The organism is Kitasatospora sp. NPDC001664 (genome assembly GCF_053596675.1).
Genome location: NZ_JBSFGS010000047.1, coordinates 19,676 through 42,970, shown reverse-complemented (window position 1 = coordinate 42,970; position 23,295 = coordinate 19,676). Strand labels below are relative to the sequence as shown.

The 23,295-nt window shown below is 75.2% G+C and carries 23 protein-coding genes; 9 read left to right on the top strand and 14 right to left on the bottom strand.

Annotated features, from left to right (window positions below; translation table 11 throughout):
- The first annotated feature begins 152 nt into the window (after window positions 1-152).
- Window positions 153-917: an enoyl-CoA hydratase family protein gene (locus ACWCYY_RS38365; protein WP_345289481.1), complete on the top strand. Its 765-nt coding sequence runs from the start codon at window positions 153-155 to the stop codon at window positions 915-917.
- A gap of 222 nt (window positions 918-1,139) precedes the next feature.
- Here ACWCYY_RS38365 and ACWCYY_RS38360 read toward each other — a convergent pair whose 3' ends face one another.
- Complete coding sequence (locus ACWCYY_RS38360; RefSeq protein ID WP_380148773.1) at window positions 1,140-2,381, bottom strand: geranylgeranyl reductase family protein; 1,242 nt, start codon at window positions 2,379-2,381, stop codon at window positions 1,140-1,142.
- 175 nt (window positions 2,382-2,556) lie between these two features.
- Here ACWCYY_RS38360 and ACWCYY_RS38355 point away from each other — a divergent pair, with 175 nt between their 5' ends.
- Window positions 2,557-3,921: a M20/M25/M40 family metallo-hydrolase gene (locus tag ACWCYY_RS38355; protein ID WP_449798686.1), complete on the top strand. Its 1,365-nt coding sequence runs from the start codon at window positions 2,557-2,559 to the stop codon at window positions 3,919-3,921.
- Between the two features lie 168 nt (window positions 3,922-4,089).
- Here ACWCYY_RS38355 and ACWCYY_RS38350 read toward each other — a convergent pair whose 3' ends face one another.
- From ACWCYY_RS38350 to ACWCYY_RS38320, 7 genes are all read right to left on the bottom strand, one after another.
- Window positions 4,090-4,737 (bottom strand): DUF4184 family protein, encoded by a 648-nt coding sequence (locus ACWCYY_RS38350; protein ID WP_449798685.1) that lies wholly within the window; start codon window positions 4,735-4,737, stop codon window positions 4,090-4,092.
- Window positions 4,738-4,747: 10 nt separating this feature from the next.
- Complete coding sequence (locus tag ACWCYY_RS38345; RefSeq protein WP_449798684.1) at window positions 4,748-5,254, bottom strand: PH domain-containing protein; 507 nt, start codon at window positions 5,252-5,254, stop codon at window positions 4,748-4,750.
- Window positions 5,251-5,730, bottom strand: a complete 480-nt coding sequence (locus ACWCYY_RS38340; RefSeq protein ID WP_345289477.1) for a diadenosine tetraphosphate hydrolase — start codon at window positions 5,728-5,730, stop codon at window positions 5,251-5,253. Before ACWCYY_RS38340 ends, ACWCYY_RS38345 begins: the two co-directional genes overlap by 4 nt.
- A 64-nt stretch (window positions 5,731-5,794) precedes the next feature.
- Window positions 5,795-6,847: an NUDIX domain-containing protein gene (locus ACWCYY_RS38335; protein ID WP_345289476.1), complete on the bottom strand. Its 1,053-nt coding sequence runs from the start codon at window positions 6,845-6,847 to the stop codon at window positions 5,795-5,797.
- A 183-nt stretch (window positions 6,848-7,030) separates the two neighbouring features.
- Window positions 7,031-8,437, bottom strand: a complete 1,407-nt coding sequence (locus ACWCYY_RS38330) for an acyl-CoA synthetase (protein ID WP_449798683.1) — start codon at window positions 8,435-8,437, stop codon at window positions 7,031-7,033.
- A gap of 198 nt (window positions 8,438-8,635) precedes the next feature.
- On the bottom strand, window positions 8,636-8,827 hold the full coding sequence (locus ACWCYY_RS38325) for a hypothetical protein (RefSeq protein WP_345289474.1): 192 nt from the start codon (window positions 8,825-8,827) through the stop codon (window positions 8,636-8,638).
- 182 nt (window positions 8,828-9,009) lie between these two features.
- Window positions 9,010-10,125 (bottom strand): hypothetical protein, encoded by a 1,116-nt coding sequence (locus ACWCYY_RS38320; RefSeq protein ID WP_449798682.1) that lies wholly within the window; start codon window positions 10,123-10,125, stop codon window positions 9,010-9,012.
- A 278-nt stretch (window positions 10,126-10,403) separates the two neighbouring features.
- On the opposite strand from ACWCYY_RS38320, the gene ACWCYY_RS38315 reads away from it, so the two are divergent.
- The gene (locus ACWCYY_RS38315; protein WP_449798681.1) at window positions 10,404-10,880 is read left to right on the top strand and encodes a hypothetical protein; all 477 of its coding nucleotides are present in this window, start codon (window positions 10,404-10,406) and stop codon (window positions 10,878-10,880) included.
- Between the two features lie 94 nt (window positions 10,881-10,974).
- Here ACWCYY_RS38315 and ACWCYY_RS38310 read toward each other — a convergent pair whose 3' ends face one another.
- Window positions 10,975-12,330: a hypothetical protein gene (locus tag ACWCYY_RS38310; protein WP_449798680.1), complete on the bottom strand. Its 1,356-nt coding sequence runs from the start codon at window positions 12,328-12,330 to the stop codon at window positions 10,975-10,977.
- 332 nt (window positions 12,331-12,662) lie between these two features.
- On the opposite strand from ACWCYY_RS38310, the gene ACWCYY_RS38305 reads away from it, so the two are divergent.
- Window positions 12,663-13,397: a nuclear transport factor 2 family protein gene (locus tag ACWCYY_RS38305; protein ID WP_449798679.1), complete on the top strand. Its 735-nt coding sequence runs from the start codon at window positions 12,663-12,665 to the stop codon at window positions 13,395-13,397.
- A 125-nt stretch (window positions 13,398-13,522) separates the two neighbouring features.
- On the opposite strand, the gene ACWCYY_RS38300 is transcribed toward ACWCYY_RS38305, so the two are convergent.
- From ACWCYY_RS38300 to ACWCYY_RS38290, 3 genes are all read right to left on the bottom strand, one after another.
- Window positions 13,523-14,485, bottom strand: coding sequence for an electron transfer flavoprotein subunit alpha/FixB family protein (locus ACWCYY_RS38300; protein WP_345289469.1), 963 nt, complete (start codon window positions 14,483-14,485; stop codon window positions 13,523-13,525).
- Window positions 14,486-14,526: 41 nt separating this feature from the next.
- A complete protein-coding gene (locus tag ACWCYY_RS38295; RefSeq protein ID WP_345289468.1) occupies window positions 14,527-15,312 on the bottom strand; it encodes an electron transfer flavoprotein subunit beta/FixA family protein in 786 nt (261 codons plus the stop codon).
- A 367-nt stretch (window positions 15,313-15,679) separates the two neighbouring features.
- Window positions 15,680-16,093: a TlpA family protein disulfide reductase gene (locus ACWCYY_RS38290; protein ID WP_345289467.1), complete on the bottom strand. Its 414-nt coding sequence runs from the start codon at window positions 16,091-16,093 to the stop codon at window positions 15,680-15,682.
- A 232-nt stretch (window positions 16,094-16,325) separates the two neighbouring features.
- On the opposite strand from ACWCYY_RS38290, the gene ACWCYY_RS38285 reads away from it, so the two are divergent.
- From ACWCYY_RS38285 to ACWCYY_RS38265, 5 genes are all read left to right on the top strand, one after another.
- Window positions 16,326-16,736, top strand: coding sequence for a DUF4395 domain-containing protein (locus ACWCYY_RS38285; protein ID WP_345289466.1), 411 nt, complete (start codon window positions 16,326-16,328; stop codon window positions 16,734-16,736).
- A 183-nt stretch (window positions 16,737-16,919) separates the two neighbouring features.
- Window positions 16,920-17,687, top strand: a complete 768-nt coding sequence (locus ACWCYY_RS38280; RefSeq protein ID WP_449798678.1) for a lysophospholipid acyltransferase family protein — start codon at window positions 16,920-16,922, stop codon at window positions 17,685-17,687.
- A gap of 379 nt (window positions 17,688-18,066) precedes the next feature.
- A complete protein-coding gene (locus tag ACWCYY_RS38275) occupies window positions 18,067-18,453 on the top strand; it encodes a hypothetical protein (protein ID WP_345289464.1) in 387 nt (128 codons plus the stop codon).
- On the top strand, window positions 18,450-20,279 hold the full coding sequence (locus ACWCYY_RS38270; RefSeq protein WP_345289463.1) for a GMC family oxidoreductase: 1,830 nt from the start codon (window positions 18,450-18,452) through the stop codon (window positions 20,277-20,279). The genes ACWCYY_RS38275 and ACWCYY_RS38270 overlap by 4 nt, the downstream gene beginning before the upstream one ends.
- The gene (locus ACWCYY_RS38265; RefSeq protein ID WP_345289462.1) at window positions 20,276-21,085 is read left to right on the top strand and encodes a hypothetical protein; all 810 of its coding nucleotides are present in this window, start codon (window positions 20,276-20,278) and stop codon (window positions 21,083-21,085) included. The genes ACWCYY_RS38270 and ACWCYY_RS38265 overlap by 4 nt, the downstream gene beginning before the upstream one ends.
- 7 nt (window positions 21,086-21,092) lie before the next feature.
- Here ACWCYY_RS38265 and ACWCYY_RS38260 read toward each other — a convergent pair whose 3' ends face one another.
- Window positions 21,093-22,172, bottom strand: a complete 1,080-nt coding sequence (locus ACWCYY_RS38260; protein WP_449798677.1) for a DUF4190 domain-containing protein — start codon at window positions 22,170-22,172, stop codon at window positions 21,093-21,095.
- 44 nt (window positions 22,173-22,216) lie between these two features.
- On the bottom strand, window positions 22,217-23,218 hold the full coding sequence (locus tag ACWCYY_RS38255; protein ID WP_345289460.1) for a DUF4190 domain-containing protein: 1,002 nt from the start codon (window positions 23,216-23,218) through the stop codon (window positions 22,217-22,219).
- Between the last annotated feature and the right edge of the window lie 77 nt (window positions 23,219-23,295).

Sequence of the window (23,295 nt, the reverse complement as noted above, 5' to 3'; positions counted from 1 at the left end):
CTCTCCCCCCCCCCCCCGCTCTCCCCAGGGGGGGCGCCCCCCCCCCCCCCCCGGGGGGGGGGGGGCCCGCCCCCCCCCGCCCCGCCCGCCCGGCCCACGTCCGAAACACCCTCAGTCCGAAACACCCTCAGTCGGAAAGCAGGACAGCCGCGATGACCCGCGAGGTACCGTTCGTCCGCGTCACCACCGCCGATGGCGTCACCACCCTGGAGCTGGACTCCCCGCACAACCGCAACGCCCTCTCCACCCGGCTGATGGCGGAACTGACGCGGGGTCTGGCCGACGCGGCCGCCGACCCCGGCGTGCGGGCGGTCGTGCTCGGCCACACCGGCAAGGTGTTCTGTGCCGGGGCCGACCTCTCCGAGGCCACCGGCGACGACCCGACGGTCGGACCGCGCGGGCTGGTCGACCTCCAGCGGGCCCTCGTGGACTGCCCCAAGCCCGTGGTCGCGGCGGTCGACGGCCACGTCCGGGCGGGCGGCCTCGGCCTGCTCGGCGCCGCGGACCTGGTGGTGGCCGGCCCGCAGTCCACCTTCGCCTTCACCGAGGTCCGCCTCGGTCTGGCCCCGGCGGTCATCTCGCTCCCGCTGCGGCCCAAGCTCGACCCGCGCGCCGCCTCGCGGTACTACCTCACCGGCGAGACCTTCGACGCGGTGGAGGCGGCCCGGATCGGCCTGGTCACGGAGGCGACGCAGGACGTGGCGGCGGCGCTCAAGGTCTTCCTGGACGCCTTCCGCCTGTGCTCGCCGCAGGGCCTGGCCGAGACCAAGCGGCTCGCCAACGCCGGGGTGGTCGCGTCGTTCGAGCAGGACGCCGAGGAGCGCGTCGCCCAGTCGGCGCGGCTGTTCGGCTCCGCGGAGGCCCAGGAGGGCATGCGGGCCTTCCTGGAGCGCCGCCCGGCCCCCTGGGCGCAGTAGGCGTCCCGCAGGGGAACGGCAGCACCTGGCTGGTGACGGTGGTCACCCCGGGGGCGCGAGGCTCTGCTGACCTGCGGCTCCGCCGCGCGGGCGCGGGTACGGAAGGCGGACCAGCGTGAGATCGGGGCACGTCAGCCGGTTGCACGTACTGCCGTTCCCCCGCGCGCCCCGGGGCGGAGCCGCCGATCAGCAGGGCCCCGCGCCCCCGGCACCACCACTTCCTCAGCGCGCGGCGACCGAGGCCAGCCGGCGGGCCGCCCGGTAGTCACGCATGATCTGGGCGAAGGTGGTGTGCCCCTGGGTGGTGCGGGCGAAAGCCCGCCAGGCCGGGCCGACCAGGCAGACGGCGGCGTGGAAGAGGTGCGGCCGCTTCTCGAAGGCGCCGAGCATCACCTTGCCGGCCCGCATCTCCACGCCCAGCCCGGCCTTGACGGCGAAGGCGTAGTTGAGCGCCTGCCGGCGGACGTCCGTCGTGCCGTCCGCCTCGGCCACCTTGACCGCCCACTCGCCGGCCAGCCGGCCCGACCGCAGCGCGTACGAGATGCCCTCCCGGGTCCACGGCTCCAGCAGCCCGGCCGCGTCGCCCGCGACCAGCACCCGCCCCTTGGAGAGCGGTGAGTCCTCGGCCCGGCAGCGGGTCAGGTGGCCGGACTCCACGCTCGGGGTGAACCCGCTCAGGCCCAACTGCCGGATGTACTCGGCCAGGTACTGCTTCGTCGCCTCGCCGTCGCCGCGGGCCGAGATGACCCCGACGGTCAACGAGCCGGAGTCGGTCTTCGGGAAGACCCAGCCGTAACTGCCGGGCAGCGGCCCCCAGTCCAGGTGGATGCGGCCCTCCCAGGCCCGGGAGACCTGCTCGGGGACGGGGATCTCCGCCTCCAGGCCGAGGTCGATCTGGTCGAAGGAGACCCCGACGTGGCGGCCGATCCGGCTGGCGCTGCCGTCGGCGCCGACCACCGCGCGCGCCTCGATCCGGCGGCCGTCCGCCGTGGTGACGGTGACGGTCCGTCCGCTGCCGAGGCCGGGGCCCTCGGGCTGCTCGACCCCGCTGACCGTGACGCCGGTGACCAGCACCGCCCCGGCCTGCTCGGCGGACTGCACCAGGCGCAGGTCGAACTCGTCACGGTTCACCAGGCCGAAGAGCATCCGCTTGGAGCGACGGGTGCGGGTGAAGCGGCCGCCGAGCGCGAAGGTGACGGCGTGCACCCGGTCCTGCAGAGGGAGCTTGAAGTCCTCCGGCAGGCTGTCCCGGGAGGGGCCGATGATGCCGCCGCCGCAGGTCTTGTACCGGGGGTGCTCGGCCTTGTCGAGCAGCAGCACCCGGCGCCCCTGCTTCGCCGCCGCGTACGCGGCCGAGGATCCGGCCGGGCCCGCGCCGACCACCACCACGTCCCACACGCCGCCCAGCGGGTCCTGCTCCCGCGCCACGGCGTCCGACGCGGCGTCAGGATCGGGCCCGGGCACGGCGGGCTGGTCGGAGAGGTCCTGGCCGAGGGTGCTACCGGTGTCAGTCACAGGCAGCAATCCTAGTGCGCCGGACCTGCGGAGGATCCAGCCCTCCAAGAGTGGCGGCCTATGATCGAAACCACCCGAACACCTGGTTTCCCACGGTGCCCTCCCCACCCCCGGAGCACTCCTGATGACCGAGCAGTCCCTGGCGACGGCCGTCCGCGACCTGATGCCGCGGGCCAAGGCCGACCTCACCGACCTGGTCGCCTTCGCCTCCGTCGCCGACCCCCGCCAGTTCCCCGTCGAGGAGTGCCACAAGGCCGCCCGGTGGGTCGCCGACGCCTTCGCCGCCGAGGGCCTGACGGACGTCCGGCTGCTGGACACCCCCGACGGCACCCAGTCCGTCTACGCCGAGTTCCCCGGACCGGCGGGTGCCCCGACCGTACTGCTCTACTCGCACTACGACGTGCAGCCCCCGCTGGACGAGTCCGGCTGGCACTCCCCCGCCTTCGAGCTGACCGAGCGCGACGGCCGCTGGTACGGGCGCGGCGCGGCCGACTGCAAGGGCAACGTCCTGATGCACCTCACCGCCCTGCGCGCGCTGCGGCAGGTGGACGGCGGCTACCCCGTCGGCCTCAAGGTGATCGTCGAGGGCTCCGAGGAGCAGGGCACCGGCGGCCTGGAGCGCTACGCCGAGGCCCACCCCGAACTCCTCGCCGCCGACGTGATCGTGATCGGTGACACCGGCAACTTCGCCCCCGGCCTGCCCACCGTCACCGCCTCGCTTCGCGGCATCGCCGAGGCCTCGATCAGCATCACCACCCTGGCCGGGAACCTGCACTCCGGCGCCTTCGGCGGCGCCGCCCCCGACGCGCTGCAGGCCCTGGTCAAGGTGCTCGCCTCGCTCCACGACGAGAACGGCGACTGCGCGGTGGCCGGTCTGACCACCGGTCAGACCTGGCAGGGCGTCCAGTACTCCGAGGAGCAGTTCCGCGCCGACGCCAAGGTGCTGGACGGCGTCGCCCTCACCGGAACCGGCACCGTGGCGGACCGCCTCTGGGCCCGCCCGGCCGTCACCGTCCTCGGCATCGACTGCCCGCCGGTGGTCGGCGGCGCCTCCTCCGTCCAGTCCGCCGCCACGGCCCGGGTCAGCCTGCGCGTCCCGCCGGGCACCGAGGTGAAGGCCGCCCAGGACGCCCTGGTGGCCCACCTGGAGGCGGCCGTCCCGCTCGGCGCCCACGCCGTGGTCGAGCGGCTCGGCAGCGGCTCCCCGTTCAGCGCCGACACCAGCGGCCCCGCCTACGCCGCGATGGCCGAGGCCATGCGGGAGTCCTTCGGCACCCCCATGGTCGTCTCCGGCGAGGGCGGCTCCATCCCGCTCTGCAACACCCTGCGCACCCTCTACCCCGAAGCCGAGATCATCCTCATCGGCGTCGAGGACCCCACCACCCAGATCCACGCCGTCAACGAGAGCGTCGACCCGCGGGAACTGGAGAAGATGTCCCTCACCGAGGCCCTCTTCCTCCGCAACTACGCCGCCTCCCGCACCGCCTGACCCACCCTCCGCCGGCCCGGCCCGGCTGCCGGGCCGGGCACGCTCTCCGTCATCATGGGAGCATGTCCGCGATCACCACCGTCCTGCTCAGCCCCGGCAGCTGGGAGGAGGACCAGCAGGTCCTCGACTAACCAGGAGGACCGCTACCGGGTGCTCACCCTGGCCGACCTACGGGCGGCGGCCCGCCGGGGCTGACCGCCGCAGGGCGCCGAGCAGCGTCGCGCCGAGGGCCGCGCCGGTGCCGGCGCCGAAGCAGAGCTCGTCGATCCGGCCGCGTTCGTGGCGGGCCAGGCGGTGCAGGGCGCCCGCGGCGGCGGCCGCGGTCAGGACGGCGGCGGCGCCGGGGGTCACGCGGCCGAGGGCGGAGCGGTGCGGGGCCAGGGCGGCCAGGCCGAGGAGCGAAGTGCCGTACTGGAGCACGGTGTGGAGGGGGACGCCGGCCACCCGGGTGTCGAGCACCGGAAGGACCCGGACGCCCCAGCGGCCCTCGTGGGTGAAGGAGTCCCAGAGCACGTGGGTGCCGGCCCCGACGGCCGCCGAGAGGGCGAACCACCCGAGCGGCGCCGCGCTCCGCCGCTCGGGCCGGACCACCCCGTACCACCAGGCCGCCGCCGCCCCGGCGATCACCACGTCCACCGTCGGCACGGCCCACCACCGGTGCGTCAGCCCGCCGTAGCGGTAACTCCCCCGCAGCACCGACTCGGCGAAGAACGGCGCGTCCGGCGCCATCGCCCCCGCCACCAGCCCGGCGGCCACCCACGACCCGCGCCCGAGCAGCGGCAGGACGGCGGCGGGGTGGCTGAAGGTGAAGGGCACACCGCCGATGCTAGGAGCCGCAGCTCGGACACGCCGTCAGGTGGCCGGTGTGCAGTGCTTGGAGTCGCGACAGCCGGGCCTCCTGGGCGGCGCCGTCCCCCGGCGACGGGGCGGTGGAGGCGAGGTGGGTGTCCCGGCCCTGGCGGTCCGTCAGGACCAGGCCGGCGGCTCCGGCCGGGCCCCAGGTGTGGCGCGGGCGGTACCCGATGGCGGCCACCTCGCACCACGGCGTCGTCCGGGTCTCGACCAGCGACCGGTTGACCAGTCCCTGCGCGTCGGCGCGGAGGCCGAGCAGGCAGACCCGGCAGAGCAGCGCCGAGCCCACCGCGGCGGGCCCCCCGAACATCACCCAGAACATCCACTGCGGGAAGTGGATCAGCTCGTCCTCGGGGACGCCCCAGGCCCGCACCAGTTCCGGCAGTTGGGGCAGCCCGAAGGCCAGCAGCAGAACGGCGAGCACGGTCAGCCTGATCCGCTCGTCCCGGGGCACGAACTCCACGGTGCGGTCGTCGTTCACGGTGCGTCCCCGAGGTGGTCGAGCTCCTCGGTGATCGCGCTGCGCAGCGCGTCGTGCCGCGGGCCGAGGGCGTGGGCCGGCCCGGTCCAGTGCTCGCGCGGGTAGAGCCAGACGGGGTGGCCGACCTTGTCGGCGGGCTCCCAGTCGTAGCGGGGCCAGACGTGGGCGTGCAGGAACGGGTCGGTGTTGCCGAGGATCTCCAGGTTGACCCGGCGGAAGGCCGGATCGAGGCGGGCGCAGGCCCGTTCGACGGCCTCGCCGAGCAGGGCCATGGAGTCCAGGAAGGCGGTGCGCTGAGGGCGGGTCAGGTCGGAGAGCCGTCCGGCGGCGGGGTCCTCGCCGAGCAGGACCGTGTACCCGGGAAGGAACTGCACGTCGCCGATCACGGCGAAGCCGCCGGGGAGCCGGCGCAGCACCGTGGGGTTCTCACCCCGCAGCGCCGCGCCGATCCGGTCCTTCTTCCAGCCGTCGTCCATCGGTTCCGTTCCGTTCCGTGCTGTTCGTGCGGTTCGTGCGGTTCGTGCTGTGCGTCGAGCCGGGTCAGGCTCCCGCTCCCACCGCGGCCGGCAGTCCGGCCTCCAGGTAGCGGAGTTCGCCGCGCTCGCGCGCGTCGAGCGCGGCGGCCAGGCGCCGCAGCCGGTTGGGCGGGAGCAGGCCGGCGGCCTCGTCCAGGGTGACGAAGCGCCAGCCGCGCAGCTCCTCGGCGGGCAGCCGCAGGGCGGCCCGGGCAGTGGCGTCCAGGTGGCCGCCGTCGTACATCAGCCGCAGGCCGCCGCGGCGCGGACCGGTGCGCGGCTCCCAGTCGACGGCGAGCAGCCGCAGCGCGGAGGCCTCCAGCCGCAGGCCGAGCTCCTCGACGGTCTCCCGCAGGGCGGCGTCGGTGGGGGCCTCACCACGCTCGACCACGCCGCCGGGGAACTCCCAGTCGGGCTTGTAGACCGGGTCGACGAGCAGCACCCGGTCCTGGTCGTCGAAGAGCAGGACGGCGGCGGCCACGGTGTCGCCGGTGGAGTCGGCGCTCTGCACGATCGGGCAGCGCGCGGTGCCCTGCTCGACCAGTTCGGCGAGCCGTTCGGCGGTCTGACGGGGCGTCAGCCCGGTCGTGTCCACCAGGTGGGCGTCCCGGCTGAGCCAGCGGCGGGCGGCACGGTACTGGGGCAGGTGCTCCTCGCACCAGCTCCGCAGCCGGGCGCTGGCGGCCGGGTCGTCGGGGCACTCCTCGCGGGCGGCTATCCGCTCGCGCAGGACCGTTTCGTCGGCGTCCAGCACCAGGTGGTGGACGGCCAGGCCGCGGGCGGCCAGCGCGCCGAAGATCTCGTCCCGGTAGTCCTCGCGCAGCAGCGTCATCGGCACCACCAGCGGCCCGGGCACCTCGGCCAGCAGGGCCGCCGCCACCTCGGGCACCAGCCGCCGCCAGGCGGCCAGGTCCTGGAAGTCCGAGACGGTGGCCATCCGGTCCGGCGGCAGGATGTGCCGCAGGCCGTAGCCGACCAGCTCGGGGTCGTAGAGCACGCTGCCCGGCAGCAGGCCGACCAGTTCCCGGCAGGCGCTGGTCTTGCCCGCGCCGAACGTCCCGTTGACCCAGACGATCACGTTTCCCCCGCCCTTCGCCGGTCGTGCACCGGCCCTCACCTCCCGGTCGTCCCCCGCCCGGACCCGGCCCATGCCTGCCCGGTCGGGCGACCGTCGCTTCCCGGCCGTACGGCATGTGTCAGCCGCACGCGCCAGCTTCCTGACCTGTTCAGGGCAGGCACGCCTGCCCACCGGGCCGGTCGCTCAGTCCAACTCGGGCAGCCGCTTCTTCAGCACCTTGCCCATCGCGTTCCTCGGGAGGTCGGGCACCAGCACCACCCGCCGGGGCCGCTTGTGCACGGAGAGCCGTTGCGCCACGAAGGCCGTGAGCTGATCGCCCGTCACCGAACCGTCGGCGACGACGTAGGCGACCACGGTCTGACCGAGGTCCGGATCGGGCGCACCGACCACGGCCGCGTCGGCCACCGCGGGGTGGTCGCGCAGCGCGGCCTCCACCTCGCCGGCGCCGATCTTGTAGCCGCCGCTCTTGATCAGGTCCACCGAGGCCCGGCCGACGATCCGGTGGAAGCCGTCCGGCTCGACCACCGCGACGTCCCCGGTGCGGAACCAGCCGTCGGCGGTCCACGCCTCGGCGTCCGCGTCCGGCCGGTTCAGGTACCCCGTGAACAGCGTCGGCCCGGCCACCTGGAGCTCGCCGACGCTCTCGCCGTCGGGCTCGACCGGGACGCCGTCCTCGCCGACCAGACGGGTGCGCACCCCGTCCAACGGCAGACCCACGCTGCCGGGGCGGCGCTCGCCGTCGGCCCGGGTGGACACGGTGATCAGCGACTCGGTCATCCCGTACCGCTCGATCGGCGCGTGGCCGGTCAGCGCGTGCAGCCGCTCGAAGACCGGCGTGGGCAGCGGGGCGCTGCCGGAGACCAGCAGCCGCGCCCCCGCCAGCGCGCGGGCCGACGGCGCGTCAGCGGTGACGCGGGACCAGACGGTCGGCACCCCGAAGTAGAGCGAGCCGCCCGCCGCGGCGTACGCCTGCGGCGCGGGGCGGCCGGTGTGCACCAGCCGGCTGCCGGTGCGCAGCGCTCCCAGCACGCCGAGCACCAGGCCATGGACGTGGAACAGCGGCAGGCCGTGCACCAGGGTGTCCTCGGCGCTCCACTGCCAGGCCTCGGCCAACGCGTCCAGGCCGGCCGCCACGGCGGAGCGCGGGATCACCGCGCCCTTCGGGGCGCCGGTGGTGCCGGAGGTGTAGAGCACGAACGCGGGCCGGTCGGCGGCCGGCTCGGCGTACGTCGCGGCCGAACGGACCGTCAGGTCCACCGGCAGCGCCTCGATCCCGTCCACCGGCGCGGCGCCCGCGGCCTGCGCCAGCAGGGCGGCGCCCGAGTCCCGGAGGATGTGCTCGCGCTCCTTGGGCCCGGAGTCCGGCGGCAGCGGCACCACCGGCACCCCTGCCAGCAGCCCGCCCACCACGGCCACCACGGTCTGCGCGCTCGGCGTGGCCAGCACCGCCAACGCGGGGGCCCCGGCCACCCGGTCGGCCACCGCGGCGGCGGCACCCAGCAGGTGCTCCCGGGAGAGCGGATGACCGTCGATCACCAGGGCGTCGGCGGCATCGCCGTACGCACCGTCCAGTGCCGTCAGGAGTCCCATGGCCCGGACTCTACCGGCGTGCCGTCACCCACCAGCCACGAGGTGCGTCCCACCGACCCACCGACGGACGGCAGGGCAACACCCCAGGGGCGCGAGGAACTGCGCGAGCCCGGAAGGCAGCCCACTGCGAGATCGGGGCAGACGAGCCAGCTGCACGCACTGCCGTCCCCCACCGCGCAGTTCCCCGGCTCCCTGACGTCAGAGGCCCGCCATGCCCCGGCCGGCGGCCTCCGAGCACTGTGGGTTCCGGCAGGCGCCGCCCCGCCAGGTGTGCAGCCGACGGCCTTCGGCGTCCACCGTCTCCCCCGCGTACTCCGCCTCGACGGCGGAGTTGCAGCGGGCACAGGTGAGGTGCCTCGGCTTGGTCGCGCCGGTCTGGAGCTCTTCCATCGGGATGCCATCCACTCTCCGCTCGGGGCACGCCACCGAGCGGTCGTCGTCCGGTCGTACCGCCATCGTCGGGCGGGCGGCGGCGGCCGGTCCACGGGCCGCCACCCGCCCGGGGCATCCGTCGGATGAACGCCGACCGGCTCCTGACCACCCGTCACCCCCGCCGACCTGCGGTTCCTCCGTCAGCGGGTGCTTGACACGGCGGCGTTCTGCACAGCACCGGGGAGGCCCGCCGTGACACCACGGACCTCGCTGGCCGCCCGGCGGTCCACCGTGCTCAGCGGGCCGAGACCGCCGAGCACCGTCAGCAGCCCGGCCGTGGTCAGCGAGCCGGGCGGGCCCGGCACGGGTTCGAGGACCGTCAGGGTGGCGGCCTCGGCGAGCAGTTCGGGCCGCAGCCCGGCCAGGCCGCCGGGGCGGACCGTGCGGCCGGCCGGGAGCCAGTCGGGCAGCACCGGGCCGAAGGAGCCGAGCAGCAGCACGAGGTCGCTCTGCCGGACCGCCGACTCGGCCGCGTCGCGCAGGTCCGAGGCGCGGTAGCACCACTGGTCGGGGTGCTGGCCGCGCAGGGTCGGGAACCTGCGGCGCAGCACCGTCAGGATGTCCCGCACCTCCTGCACGGGAGTGCAGGGCGCGGTGACGAAGGCCAGCCGCTCCGGGGTGGCGGGTGCGATCCGTTCGGCCTGCTCCACCGTACCCACCGTCAAATCCTCGGGGTGGCCGGGGAGCACGACCCGGGGCAGCCCGGTGCCGTAGGCGCCGGTGCCGGTGCCCACCAGCAGCAGCGTCTCGCCCTCCGCGAGGCGACTGTCGGCGGTCCGCCGGGCCTGGGCGGCGGCGGAGCAGCCGGCGGACCGTCCGGCGGCGAGCGGACCGACGGCCGGCGGCGGCAGGACCGAAGGACCGTCAGGCGCGCCGGCCGGACGCGGCCTCGGGGTGGTGACGGGCGGCCAGGCCGCGCAGGGGGCGGGCGGTCCGGGCAGCAGGACCCGGCGGGTGCGCAGCGCCGCCGTGAAGCCGAGCACCGCCCGGCGGGCCGCCCCGGCGAGGCGGGCGGGCGCGGCGGCCGCCAGGCCGACCGGGCGGCCCGCCGGGTCCAGGTAGGTGGTGGCCAGCAGGCCGGGGCGGCCCTGGTGCCGCTCGGCCGGTTCGGCCGCGCCCCGGGGCACGACCGGGCCGGTCGTGTGCGGGATGCCGAGCACCTCCAGCCAGGCCGCCAGCAGGGGCGCGGCCGGGCAGTGAACGGTGCCCCGCGCCGGGTGGTCGAACGCGGTCACCACGGTGACCTGGTCCGTCATGGCGCCTTCCGTTCGGAAGAACTCCGTCCTCGTCGACCGGTGCACGTGCCGTCTCCGTCCTTGGTCCGATGGCCGGACACCCCGCCCGGCACACCCCGTGATCTTCGGAATCGGACCGGCCCCGGATCGTCTCCACCCAGGGGCGCACGGTGGTGTGCTGACGGAGCGTCGGAGCGCTCGCCTCGACGGCCCGTGCGCCCCACCCGTCACCAGTGGCTCCCCCGGCCCGGGCGGGAAAGGCATTGCCGCCCGGGATCCCGGCTGGGAGAGTCGCGCGGGTGAGCGACGAACCCGAGGACCTGGTGCTCGAAGGCGGCCTGACCCCCGAGGAGGCGGTCGAGCTCGGCGGCCTCCTCGACGACCTGTTCGGCATGGCGGTGTGCGTGACCGTGGAGGCCGAGGTGCCCGTCCCCGGCTCGGCGGAGCGACTCGCACGGGCGGTCCGGGCCCGGATCGGCGAGCCGGGCTGCCGGATCCAGACGGACTCCGACGGCCTCAGCGCCCTGCTCGGCCCCACCGGCCTGGACCGCGACGACCCCCTGGGCGCGCTCGCCACCGCCACCGCCGCCCTCGGCGGCACCTGGGAGGCCCCCGTGGTCACCGACACCGACCTGGGGCAGGTGGCCCACGCGTCGCGGCGAGCCGAAGACGGCCCCGACGGGACCGGCACCACCCGGATCCACGTGTGGACGGGCTGCGCCTACGCGTTCACCGCGTACGCGGAACAGGAGGCGAGGCGGACCCCGCCCCCATGACCGCACGCCCCACCACCCGCCATCACCCGACTCGCCGTCCCCCCTCCCTCCGCCTCACCACCTCCGACTCCCACCCCACCTCCGACTCCCCCGGTCAGGGCCGGAAGCCCCCCGTGGAGCGGGAGTTGAGCAGGTGCGAGGCGTGCGGGCTGCGCCGGTGCGGCAGCAGGGCCGCCCGCATGGCGGCCTGGGCCTCGTCGATCCGACGGGACCGCAGCCCGGTGCGCAGGCTCAGGAAGCGTTCCCAGGCCAGGCAGGCGGCGTCCAACTCCCCCGCCTCGAGGTGGAGTTCCCCGAGCCGGGCGAGCACCAGCGCCTGTGCCCGGGGCTCCTGGGCCGGCCGCAGCCGGGTGGAGAGCCGCAGATCGCTGAGGGCCCCGGCCCGATCGCCGATGCGCTGCCGCACCTCGGCCCGCTGGTGGGCCAGGGCCGCGGCGTTGTAGCCGCCGATGCTGGGCCACGGGCCGGTGGCCCGGTCGAGCTCCCGCTCGGCCTGCCGGATCGCCCCGACGGCCTCCCGGTGCCGGCCCACCGAGGCGCGGGCCAGGGCGAGTTGACCGTGCAGTAAGGCCAGCGTGCGCGGGTCGGAGCGGCCCGCCACGGACAGTGCCCGATCGGCCAGCCGGAGCGCGGCCTCGTGGTGGCCGAGCCGGTGCGCCTGCACGCTGAGCGCCCGCAGCACCAGGGCGAGGGTCTTCGGTTCACCGCTCTCGTCGGCGAGTTCGGCCGCCGTGAGGTACCAGCGCTGGGCCGTCCCGTTCCGCCCGTGGTCGAGGTGCAGGAAGCCGCCGAGGGTGACCAACCGGGCACAACTGCCCAGCAGCGAGCGGCGGGTGACGGGGCTGGCGCTGAGCCGCAGCCAGGGCAGCGCGACGCTGGCGGTGAAGCCGCTCAGGGCCCGGAGCACGGTGCCCGAGCCGGTCAGGTGGTCGCTGTACGAGAACTGTGCGGTCAGCTCCTCGACACAGGCCACGTGCCGTCCGCCGAGCCGCTCGCCGCCGCCCTCCACCGGGCGCCGGGGGCGGACCACCCCGGGCCTCGGCGGCAGCAGCTCCAGGTCGGCGGTGCGGTACACCGCGGCCCCGGCCCGCAGCAGCCCCGGCGCGTACCGAGCCTCCGCCCCGTCCCCCGACGTCCCGTCGGAGGACGCCCCGTCGGACCCGACACCTCCCGACCCGAAACCTCCCGCCCCGGCCCCGGCCAGCCCGGCCTCGACGGGGTCGACCGGCCGCCCCAGCCGCCGGGAGAGCGCCTCGGCGATCAGCAGCGGCACCGGCGGCCTGGGCCGGGTACCGCTGAGCCACTGGCTGACCGAGGCCCGCTGGTAGTGCAGGCGCAGTCCGCTCTCCCTCCCGACGGCGTTGACGGCCCGGGCGAACTCCTCCCCGGTCCAGCCGGCCTGCGCCAGCAGCAGGCGCAGGGCCGCGTTGTCCTGGGGTGTTCGGGGCATGGCGGCCTCCACTGTTCGACCTGCCGGGCGGCGGGGTGCCGATCCCGTCATGCCCGGTGGAACGAGCCGGTGAGCGCCCAGCGAACGGTGGTTCATCGGCGCAGGGGAGCACGCGCTGGTGGTGCGCCGCTCCCCGCACTCCGCGCTCGCCCCGCAGAACCGTCGGTGCACGACCTCTTGACGGCGCGCCAGTCTTGACACACCGCTCCCCCCGGACCACTGGAGTCGTCCCCCGTCCCACCCGATGCATCAGAGTGGCCCGGCCGCCACGTGCCGGAGCCCGCGCCCCGCACACTCCGGGGCGCCGCCACGACAGAGCCGAGGAGATCGGTGTGACGCACCATCTGGCCCGCCGGATCGAGCGAGCCTTCGACACCCTGGACCGGGCGGCGGCCGACGCCCTGTGCGCCCCGCACTACCGCGAGCACGGGGCCGTGACCGACCCCGGCCCGGCCGACCGGCTCGGCGCCGTCCTCACCGGGCTGCCGCCGGACTTCCGGTACGGCCTCGAACTGACCCTGTGCGAGGGCGAGCTCCTCGTTCTGGTCGGCGTCTGCGAGGGCCTGCCCGGCGGCCCGCTCGGCGCGGTCGACCTGTTCCGGGTGCACGACGGCCTGCTGGTCGAGCACTGGGACGCCCTCGGCGCCCTGCCGGAGCGGCCCTTCGCCCCGCTCCATCTGCGGCGCTACGAGATCCCGGCCCCCGATTCCCATCGGCGCCTCACCGAACGGGCGCTGGCGCTGCTCGGCGCCGAGGGCGAGTTCGCGTACGCCGAGCGGCTGTGCGGCCGGTTCGGCGCACACGGGTACGGACCGCGGCAGCTGCGGACCGGCACCCGGCGGCTGGAACGGACCGTCACCGACGGGGACCAGGTGCTGCTCCAGTCGACCCTGGCCACCGCCACGGGCCCGCGCACCGAGTACCGCCTCTACGACCTCGGCCGGGAGGACGCACCGACCTGCTGGCGGCTGACGGCCCCTCAGGTCCCGGTGTCCGGGGTGTCCGGGGTACCCGCGGTCCCGCACGGTGACCTCCGGCCGCACCCGGACGCGGTCCTGACCCACTGACCCACCAGCCGGCCGGACCACCGGCCTACGGCCGGGCCCTCCGGGAAGGGCCCGCTCGCGAGAACGGCGGAGCCCCCGCCGGAGCGTGACGCTCCGACGGGGGCTCCGGGTGCCTGGAGGCGGGCTCAGCCCTTGCGGGCCTTCACCTCGGCGGTGAGCTGCGGCAGGACGGCGAACAGGTCGCCGACCACGCCGTAGTCGACCAGCTCGAAGATCGGGGCCTCGGGGTCCTTGTTGACGGCCACGATGGTCTTCGAGGTCTGCATGCCGGCCCGGTGCTGGATCGCGCCGGAGATGCCCGCCGCGACGTACAGCTGCGGGGAGACCTGCTTGCCGGTCTGGCCGACCTGGTTGGTGTGCGGGTACCAGCCGGCGTCGACGGCGGCGCGCGAGGCACCGACGGCCGCGCCGAGCGCGTCGGCCAGCTCCTCGACCACGCCGAAGCCCTCGGCGGCACCGACGCCGCGGCCACCGGAGACCACGATCGCGGCCTCGGTCAGCTCCGGGCGGCCGGAGGAGACGCGGGCGGTGCGGGCGGTGACCTTGGCGGCCTTGCCGGTGAACTCGACCGCGACGTTCTCGACGGCGCCGGCGGCCGGGGCGGCCTCGGGGCTGGTCGAGTTCGGCTTCACGGTGATGACCGGGGTGCCCTTGGAGACCTTCGACTTGACCTGGAAGGAGGCCGCGAAGACCGACTGGGTGGCGACCGGACCGCCGTCGCCGGCCTCCAGGTCCACCGCGTCGGTGATGATGCCGGACTCGAGGCGCAGCGCCACGCGGGCCGCGACCTCCTTGCCCTCGCCGGAGGAGGTGACCAGGACGGCCGCGGCACCGGAGGCCTTGGCGATCTGGGTCAGCGCGTCGACCTTGGGGACGACCAGCTGGGAGGTGAACTCGTCGGCGTCGGCGACGTACACCTTGGCCGCACCGAACTCGCCCGCCTTGGCGGCGATGTCGGCGGCGGCGGCACCGGCGCCCAGGACGACCGCCGAGGGCTCGCCGATGCGGCGGGCCAGGGTCAGCAGTTCGAGGGCCGGCTTGCGGACCACACCGTCGGCGTGGTCCACGAGAACCAGGATCTCAGCCATGATTTCTTGCTCCTGATGGATCGTGGGGCACTAACGGGTGGTCAGATGAACTTCTGCTCGGCCAGGTAGGAGGCCAGCGCCTTGCCGCCCTCGCCCTCGTCCTTGACGATGGTGCCGGCGGTGCGGGCCGGGCGGGCCGCGATGGCCTCGACGGCGGTCCAGGAGCCGGCCAGGCCGACCTCGTCCGCCTCGATGCCCAGGTCGTCCAGGTCCAGCGACTGGACCGGCTTCTTCTTGGCGGCCATGATCCCCTTGAAGGAGGGGTAACGGGCCTCGCCGGACTGGTCGGTGACCGAGATCACGGCCGGCAGCTCGGCCTCGAGCTGCTCGGTGGCGGCGTCGCCGTCGCGGCGGCCCTTGACCGTGGTGCCCTCCAGGGAGACCTCGGAGAGCAGGGTGGCCTGCGGGACGCCCAGGCGCTCGGCGAGCAGGGCCGGCAGGACGCCCATGGTGCCGTCGGTGGAGGCCATGCCGCAGACGACCAGGTCGTAGCCGACGTTCTCCAGGGCCTTGGCGACGATCGCCGAGGTGCCGATCACGTCGGTGCCGTGGATGTCGTCGTCGTTCACGTGGACGGCCTTGTCGGCGCCCATCGACAGCGCCTTGCGCAGCGCGTCCTTGGCGTCGTCCGGGCCGACGGTGAGGACGGTCACCTCGGCGTCGCCGTGGGCCTCGGCGATGCGGAGCGCCTGCTCCACGCCGTACTCGTCCAGCTCCGACAGGAGGCCGTCGACGGCGTCCCGGTCGGTGGTGGTGTCGTCCGCGAAGCGACGGTCACCGGTCGCGTCGGGCACGTACTTCACACAGACAACGATCCTCAAGCTCACGGCCTGTCTCCTGTACTGGTCTCGTCCGGCGGCAGCGGCCGCGCGAGTGGATGCGAACACGCCACGCACCCACTCCGGGCAGCGGATTCCTGTGCCCGTCCGGAACTTGCTGGCAGCATACTCGCGAGTAGCTTAGCCGTCACTACTGGCCAGTAGCTTAGCTCTGCCGCAGTCCGGCCGGGCGCTCCGCACCCCGTGCCGCCCACGGCCCGGAGGGCCCAGGACGACCGCACTGCCGTCTGCGCCCCATCCTGCCCCAGGCGGCGCCGCGTACCCCCTGACGGGGCGGCCGATCCGCTGTGAGATTGAACGAGATCGGACGGTATTGACAAGATCCACCCGAGCGGACGGGGGCTCGGACCGTCCGTCAGATCGCCTCGCCCAGGGCGGCTATGACGTCCGCGCGGCGGGGCTGGCCGGAGGCGCGGCGGACCACCCGGCCGGCCGCGTCCAGGACCAGGACGGTCGGTGTGCGCAGGATGTCCAGCCGGCGGACCAGGTCGAGGTTGAGCTCGGCGTCCACCTCCACGTGCGCCACGCCCGGCACCATCTGGGCCACCTCGCCGAGCACCCGTTTGGTGGCCCGGCAGGGCTGGCAGAAGGCGGTGGAGAACTGCACCAGGGTGGCCCGCTCCCCGAGCTCCGCGCCCAGCTCGTCCGCCACCAGCACCTGCGAGGCGTCCTTGGTCCGCACCTTCACCCTCCCGTCCCACCGCTTCCTCGCCAGGCCGAATCCGCCCGCGAGCACCAGCACTCCGACGCACACCCACAACCCGGTCACCGCACCAGTGTGCGGCATCTCACCCGGAAGGGGGCCACGCCCCCGGCCCGGGGTCGCCCGCGACCACCTGCCGGACACCCCTGGGCCGCACCCGCCGCCGGGCGTACGATCCGGTCCATGGACTCCGCCCGTCTGACCCGCCGTCGAGTGATCGACCTGTGCCGGGTCACGACGAGCCACTGTCGCTGAGACTCCGTCAGCTCGCAGTCCGTTCCGTCACCTCGGAGTCCACGTGCAGATCGACCCGCGCGGGCCGCGCTTCGCCGCCGCGCTCACCTCCCTCGTCCTGGCCGCCGTCCTGGTCACCGGCAGCTGGTGGCCGCTGGCCGCCCAGGCCGCCGTCTTCGCCCTCTCCCTCGCGGGCCGCTCCCCCTACGGATGGCTCTACCGGGTGGCCGTCCGCCCGCGGCTCGGCCCGCCGGCCGAGCTGGAGGACGACCGCCCGCCCCGCTTCGCCCAGGGGGTCGGCCTCGCGTTCGCCCTGGTCGGCACGGTCGGGTACCTCGCCGGAGCGCCCGTCCTGGGCCTGGCGGCCACCGCGGCCGCGCTCGGCGCCGCCTTCCTGAACGCGGCCTTCGGCTACTGCCTCGGCTGTGAGATGTACCTCCTGCTGCGCCGGAACCAACTCCGCCCCGGCGGCTGAGCACCCGCGATCCCGCCCGCCGCGGCGGCCACGGTGCGGACCGGCGTGACATCGACCCCCGCTTCGGGGGATCATGCGCCTGTATCACCCCGTGGCCACCGCGGCGTGCCCGCCTCCGGTCGGCCCCACCCGCACCCCGGGGCCACCCGACCGGGCCCAGGCCCGCTGGAAGTAGGGCTGACCGTGGCAGAGTTCGTCTACCCGCCGGTGATCGCGGCGGCGCTGACCGCCTTCAGAGCGCTGGACTGCCGGATCGAGATCGTCGGCGCCGAGCACATCCCCGCCAAGGGCGGCGCGGTGCTGGTGAGCAATCACATCAGCTACCTGGACTTCCTCTTCGCCGGCCTCGGCGCCTTCAAGGGCGGCAGGCGCAAAACCCGCTTCATGGCCAAGGACGACGTCTTCAAGCACGCCGTCTCCGGCCCGCTGATGCGCGGCATGAAGCACATCCCGGTGGACCGCGCCGACGGCCAGCCCGCGTACGAGGCGGCGGTCAAGGCGCTGCGCGAGGGCGAGGTGGTCGGGGTGTTCCCCGAGGCGACCATCAGCCGCTCGTTCACCCTGAAGAAGTTCAAGACCGGCGCGGCCCGGATGGCGGCCGACTCCGGGACCCCGCTGCTGCCGGTGGTGCTCTGGGGCACCCAGCAGCTGTGGACCAAGGGCCGGCCCAAGACCCTGACCAAGCGTCACGTCCCGGTCACCATCATGATCGGCGAGCCGATCGTGCTGACTCCCGAGGACAAGCCGGTGATGGTCACCCGGCGCCTGCGGGCCGCGATGACCGAGATGCTCGACCGCGCCCAGCGCGAGTACCCGGGCAAGCCGGCAGGCCCGGACGACACCTGGTGGATGCCCGCCCACCTCGGCGGCACCGCTCCCACCCTGGAGCAGGCGGAGGCCGAGGACGAGGCGGAGGCCGCCGCCAAGGCCGAGCGCCGCGCCCAGCGCTGACCCCTCCGGGCGGGGCGGGCCACCGGATCCGTTCCGGCGGCCCGCCCCGTCGGCTCACAAGGGCCACCACCGGCTCCGGGACTCCTCCGCCGCGGGCGAGTGCGGCCGGTCCCGCCCTCCGACCGGCCGGAGCAACCACCGCAGGAACGCCCACCGCCGCGCTCCCCGTCCCTGACCTTCCATCACGCCACCCCCGCAGTAGCTCCGTCCGTGCTCCGACGGTATTCCCGGAACGTCTCCGACCTGACACGGCCGGGTACCGGTCCTGCCCCGGGAGGGCGGAATCTCGCCATCCTCATCCCGCCGTGCATGAGCTCCCCCCACCGGGGCAGCGATTGCGGACAGTGTCCTGACGAACTGTCGGCGGAGGTGACGGCCCGTGTCAGCGTGGTGCGAAGAAGAGGAGACGGCCCGGTTCCTGGCCGTCTCGGCGGAATTGACGGGCCACACCGAGGGCGAACTGCTCGCCACCGGCCGGGCCGCGGAGTACCGCGCGGTGGCCCTGCGCGAGCTCGGCCCCGAAGGGCTGCGGCAGGTGCTGCGGGACGGCGCCCGCCCGGGTGCGCCGCTGGACGGCGCCCGGGCGCTCGCCCTGCTCTGGTACACCGGCAGCTGGGCGCTGGGCGGCGGGCTGCCCGTCCCGGTCTCGGCCCGGGCGTACGAGGCCGGGCTGGTCTGGCGGGCCGTCGGCACCCACGCCCCGGGCGCCGGGGCGGACGGTTTCGGCGGCTGGTCGCAGCCGCCGGTGCCGGGGGCCCGGCCGTGAGCGCCGGGGCCGCGGACCGGCACTACGACGTGATCGTGGTCGGCTCCGGGGTGGCGGGCTCCCTGGTGGCCGCCCGGCTCGGTGCGCTCGGCCGGCGGGTGCTGGTGCTGGAGGCCGGGGCCCGGCCGCCCGGTACGGCCGAGCTGCTGGCGGCGCAGTCGGCCGGGCCGCTCAAGCTGCCGACCCTCGCCTTCCCGCAGACCGCCGGCGCGCCCTGGCCGGAGGTCACCGACCCGCCCGCGCCCGGCGGCTACCTGGTCCAGGCCGGACCGCTCCCGTACGGCAGCGGCTACCTGCGCGCCACCGGCGGCACCGGGAACGTCTGGACGGGGCTGGCCCCGCGGATGCTGCCGGAGGACTTCCGCCCCTCGCGCTACGGCCGGGGGCGGGACTGGCCGCTGGACTACACCGCCCTGGAGCCCTGGTACCGGGAGGCGGAGCGGGAGTTGGGCGTCTGCGCGGACGTCACCGAGCAGCGCGAGCGGCTCGGCCTGGAGTACCCGGACGGGTACGTCTACCCGATGCGCGCCCTGCCGCCCAGTCACCTCGACACCGTGATGGCCTGCAAGCTGGACACCCGCAAGGTCACCGACCCGGTCACCGGGGAGCTGGTCGAGCTGCGGGTCACCGGCACCCCGCAGGCCCGTAACGGGCTCCCCCACCCCGGCTACGACCGCGGCCGCGGCTTCCTGCCGCAGGGAGCGGACGGCCGCCCCGACCCGGAGAGCCGCTGCCAGGGGCACGCGTCCTGCATCCCGCACTGCCCCTCGGGCGCGAAGTACACGCCGCTGCGCACCCAGGGCACCTGGGCCCGCTCGGTGACCCTGGTGGAGCAGGCCGTGGTGAGCCGGGTGCTGGTGGACGGCACCGGCCGGGCCACCGGCGTGGAGTGGCTGGACCACCGGGGCGAGGTCCGGCGCCGCGCCGCCACGGCCGACGTGGTGGTGCTCACCGCGCACGCCGTCGAGAACGCCAAGCTGCTGCTGCTCTCCGGTCTGGCGAACCGCAGCGGCCAGCTGGGGCGCAACCTGATGGACCACCCGGTGCTGCTCACCTGGGGCCTGATGCCCGATCAGACCGGCCCCTACCGGGGACCGGGCTCGACCTCCGGTCTGGAGGGCTTCCGCACCGGGGCGGGCCGGGCCCGCCGCGCCGGGTTCCGGGTGGAGATCGGCAACTGGGGCTGGGCCTGGGCCGCCGGCGCGCCCTCGGGCGAGATCGCCCGACTGCTGCGCGAGGGCGGGCCGGACGGGCGCGGGCACTTCGGCCCGGAGCTGCGGGCCGCCGTGACGGACCGGATCGGCCGTCAGTTCGCCCTGCAGTTCGAGCTGGACCAGCCGCCGGACCCGGCCAACCGGATCACCCTGCACCCGACCCTGCGGGATCCGCTCGGCCTGCCCCGCCCGGTGGTCCGCTACGACGTCGACGCGTACGTCCGGGACGGCATGGCCGCCGCCGCGGCCGTCTCCGACCAGCTCTTCGCCCTGCTCGGCGCCGAGGACCACACCGACTACTCGCCGGCCGCCCTGTGGCCCGGGCGCTTCGAGCGGGACGGCCGCGCCTACGCCTACCGGGGCGCCGGGCACGGCGCGGGCACCCACCTGATGGGCCACTCCCCCGCCGACTCGGTGGTGGACCAGTGGCAGCGCTGCTGGGACCACCCCGGCCTGTACGCGGTCGGCTGCGGCTCGATGCCCTCGGTGGCCACCTCCAACCCGACCCTGACCATGGCCGCGCTGGCCCTGCGCTCCACCGAGCGGATCGAGGCCGAGCTGGCCGAGCGCGACCGCCCCGCCACCGTCTCGCCCACCGGAGTGCCCCGATGAGCCCCCTGCCCCTGCCGCCCGTCCCCGAGCCGTACCGGGTGCCGTTCCACTACGGCGCGCTGCACATGGTCGGCCTGGACTTCCTGGTCGACCCGGGCCCGGTCCGCGCCCTGCTGGGCAAGCACCACCCGGCCCTGGCCGCCGCCGAGTTCGAGGGCAGCGCGGTGGTCTCCGTCAACTACCAGCTGTACTTCGCGCAGTACCCGGGCGGCGGCGGCATCACCCAGGAGATCGAGGTCAACCTGCTGGCGCACCCCGTCGGCGCGGCAGACCGGCTCCCCGAGCTGACGTACCGCCAGTACGCCCACGGCTGGGAGCGGACCGGGCTGACCGGCATCGCCCGGATCCACGTGCTCTGCGACAACCCGCTGGCGATCGACGCCGGCCGCCGCCTGTACGCCGAACCCAAGTACCCGGGGAGCTTCGAGTCCCTGATGCCCTCGCCGAACGGGCCGGATGACGGCCGCACCTGGCGGGTGGACTGCCGGGACGGGAGCGGGCCGCTGCTCTCCTTCGAGGTCGACCTGACGGACCGTCCGTCCACCGTGGTCAACCACACGCCGATCACCGGCTACGGCACCACCGCGGAGGGCCGGGCACTGGCCGGCCCGATGGCGGTCCACCACCCCGGCACCTGGTACGACCTGGAGGGCACCGGAACCCGCCTGGCCCTGCACGCCCCCGGCTCCCCGGTCGGCCAGGACCTGGCCGCCCTGCTCGGCGACACCCCGGCCACGGCGGCCTGGGCCTACCAGTCGCCCCCGGTCGCCGCCCACCAGCGGCCCTACTACCTGCCCACCCGCTGACGGGAGGTCAGAGCGAGCCGGTCCAGTAGATGGTCCGGCGGTTCGTCAGGTCGTAGTCGAAGGAGACCTCGACCTTGTCCGTCGCGCCGGGCGGAACGGCGAAGGCCTCCCGGCCGGTCATCGTCTGCCCGGCCGGGACGGAGCGGCCCAGCGGCTGGTGCCGCCCGCTGCCGTCGACCACGGTCTCGGCGCGGCCGCCCACGCCGTCCGTGAGCTTGAGGTAGTTGAACTGCATGGTGCGCTGCTCACCGGTGGTGTTGGTCACCGTGATGACCACCTCCACCACCTTGTCGCCCTTGGCGATCCCCTGGGCGAACTCGTCCGGGGAGAACGGCCCCGGCTTCTCCACCGTGAACCTCAGGCCGTCCGGGGTGGTGTAGCTCTGGCCGAAGGCCAGGTGCCGGGACCGCTCCTCGGCGGCCTTCCGCTCCTGCTCGGCCTCGGTCCGCTTGCGCTGCTCCTCGATCTCGGCGCGCCGCTTCTCCAGGTCGGCCTGCCGCTGCTTCTCCTGGGCCTCGATCCGCTCCCGGGCGGCGTTCTCCGTCGCCTTCACCTCCTGCCTCGCCTCGTGCACCTGCCAGGCGAAGAACCCGCCACCGGCCGCCGAGAGCAGCAGGCCCGAGACGCCGAGGACCACCCCGGCCAGCGCCGTGCCCCGGTTCGTCGCGACGCCCTTGCGGACCTGGCCCATCGCGACCACGCCGAGGACCAGGCCGACCAGCGCGGGCAGCCAGGCCACCCAGAACAGCACGTAGGTCAGCGCCATCACGGTGCCCACGATGCCGAGCACCATGGCCGAGACGCCCAGCCCGTTCCGGGGCGCCGGCGGCATCGGGTAGGAGTGCGGCCAGTACGGGACCGCTCCCGGGTACGGGGGAGCCTGACCGGGCACCCCGTTCCCGGGCGCCTCGTTTCCGGGCGCCTCGTTTCCGGGCGCCTCGTTTCCGGGCTGCCCGTCGGGCGCGGCGAACGGGTTGGCGGCAGGAGCGGGGGGCGCGGCGGGGACCTCGGCCGGTGCCGCCGCCTCGGGGGCGTCGGGGGTGCCGGGGGCGTCGGGGGCTTCGGGCAGCGGGGCGGGAGTGGTCATGCGGGGTCCTTCTGGCGGTTCGTGTGCGGGAACGTGGCGGAGCGTCAGACCGAGCCGGAGCGGTCGGTGGTGCTCCACCGGGCGGTCTTGTGGCCGACGAGGTCGGGGGTGTACTCGACCGTGAGCTGCTCGGGGGCGACCAGGACGGCGTAGGCGTACTTGCCGACGCTCTGCTGGCCGGGCTGGAGCGGGTCGGAGCTGAGGAACTTCGCCCGTCCGCTGCCGTCGATCAGCAGCTGGTACCAGTTGCCGCTCGGTTCGCGCACGGTGGGCAGGCCGGCGATCTTGGCCGGCTGCGAGCCGGTGTTGACCACGGTGATGGTCACCTGGAAGGCCTTGGCCCCGTCGAGCAGCCTGGTGTACCGGTCCACCGCGTAGGGCTCCGGGCTCGACACGGTGACCTTCAGACCGTCGGGGTAGGTGTAGCTCTGACCGAAGACCAGCTGCCGGGCCCGCTCCTCCGCGGCCTCCTTGGCCGCCTTCTCCTCGGCCTCCTTGCGGCGGCGCTCGCGCTCCTCGTCCAGCCGCTTGATCTCGGCCTCGGCCCGCTGGCGCGCGGCGTTCTCCTCGGCCTTGCGCTCCTGGACGGCCTCGTGCGCGGCCCAGGCGACGAAGCCGCCCTCGACGACGGCGCCGAGCAGGCCCAGGACGCCGAGGATCACCCCGGCCAGGGCCATGCCCCGGTTGGTCGCCAGACCCCTGCGGACGTTGCGCAGCCCGATGCCGCCGAGCACCACCGCGACCAGCGCGGGCAGCCAGGCGACCCAGAACAGGAGGACCACCAGCACCATCACCACGGCGACGATGCCGAGCACCAGCGCCGCGACCCCGGGCCCGTTGCGCGGCTGCGGCGCCGCCACCGGGTACGGCGGCCAGTACGGCGGGACGCCGGGCGCACCGCCGGGGTACTGGCCCTGGGCCTGGTGCGGGACGGGGCCGTACCCGGGGGCGGGCTGGGGGGCGACGGCCGGCTCGGCCGGTGCCGCGTCCGCGGCCGGTGGCGACCACGGGTCGGTGGCATCCGGCGGCGGGGCTTGCGTCGTCATGCAGGGTCCTTCTGGCGATCGATGATCAGGCCCCTGAACGTACCAGTCACCGCACGAACACTTCTCCGCCATTTCCG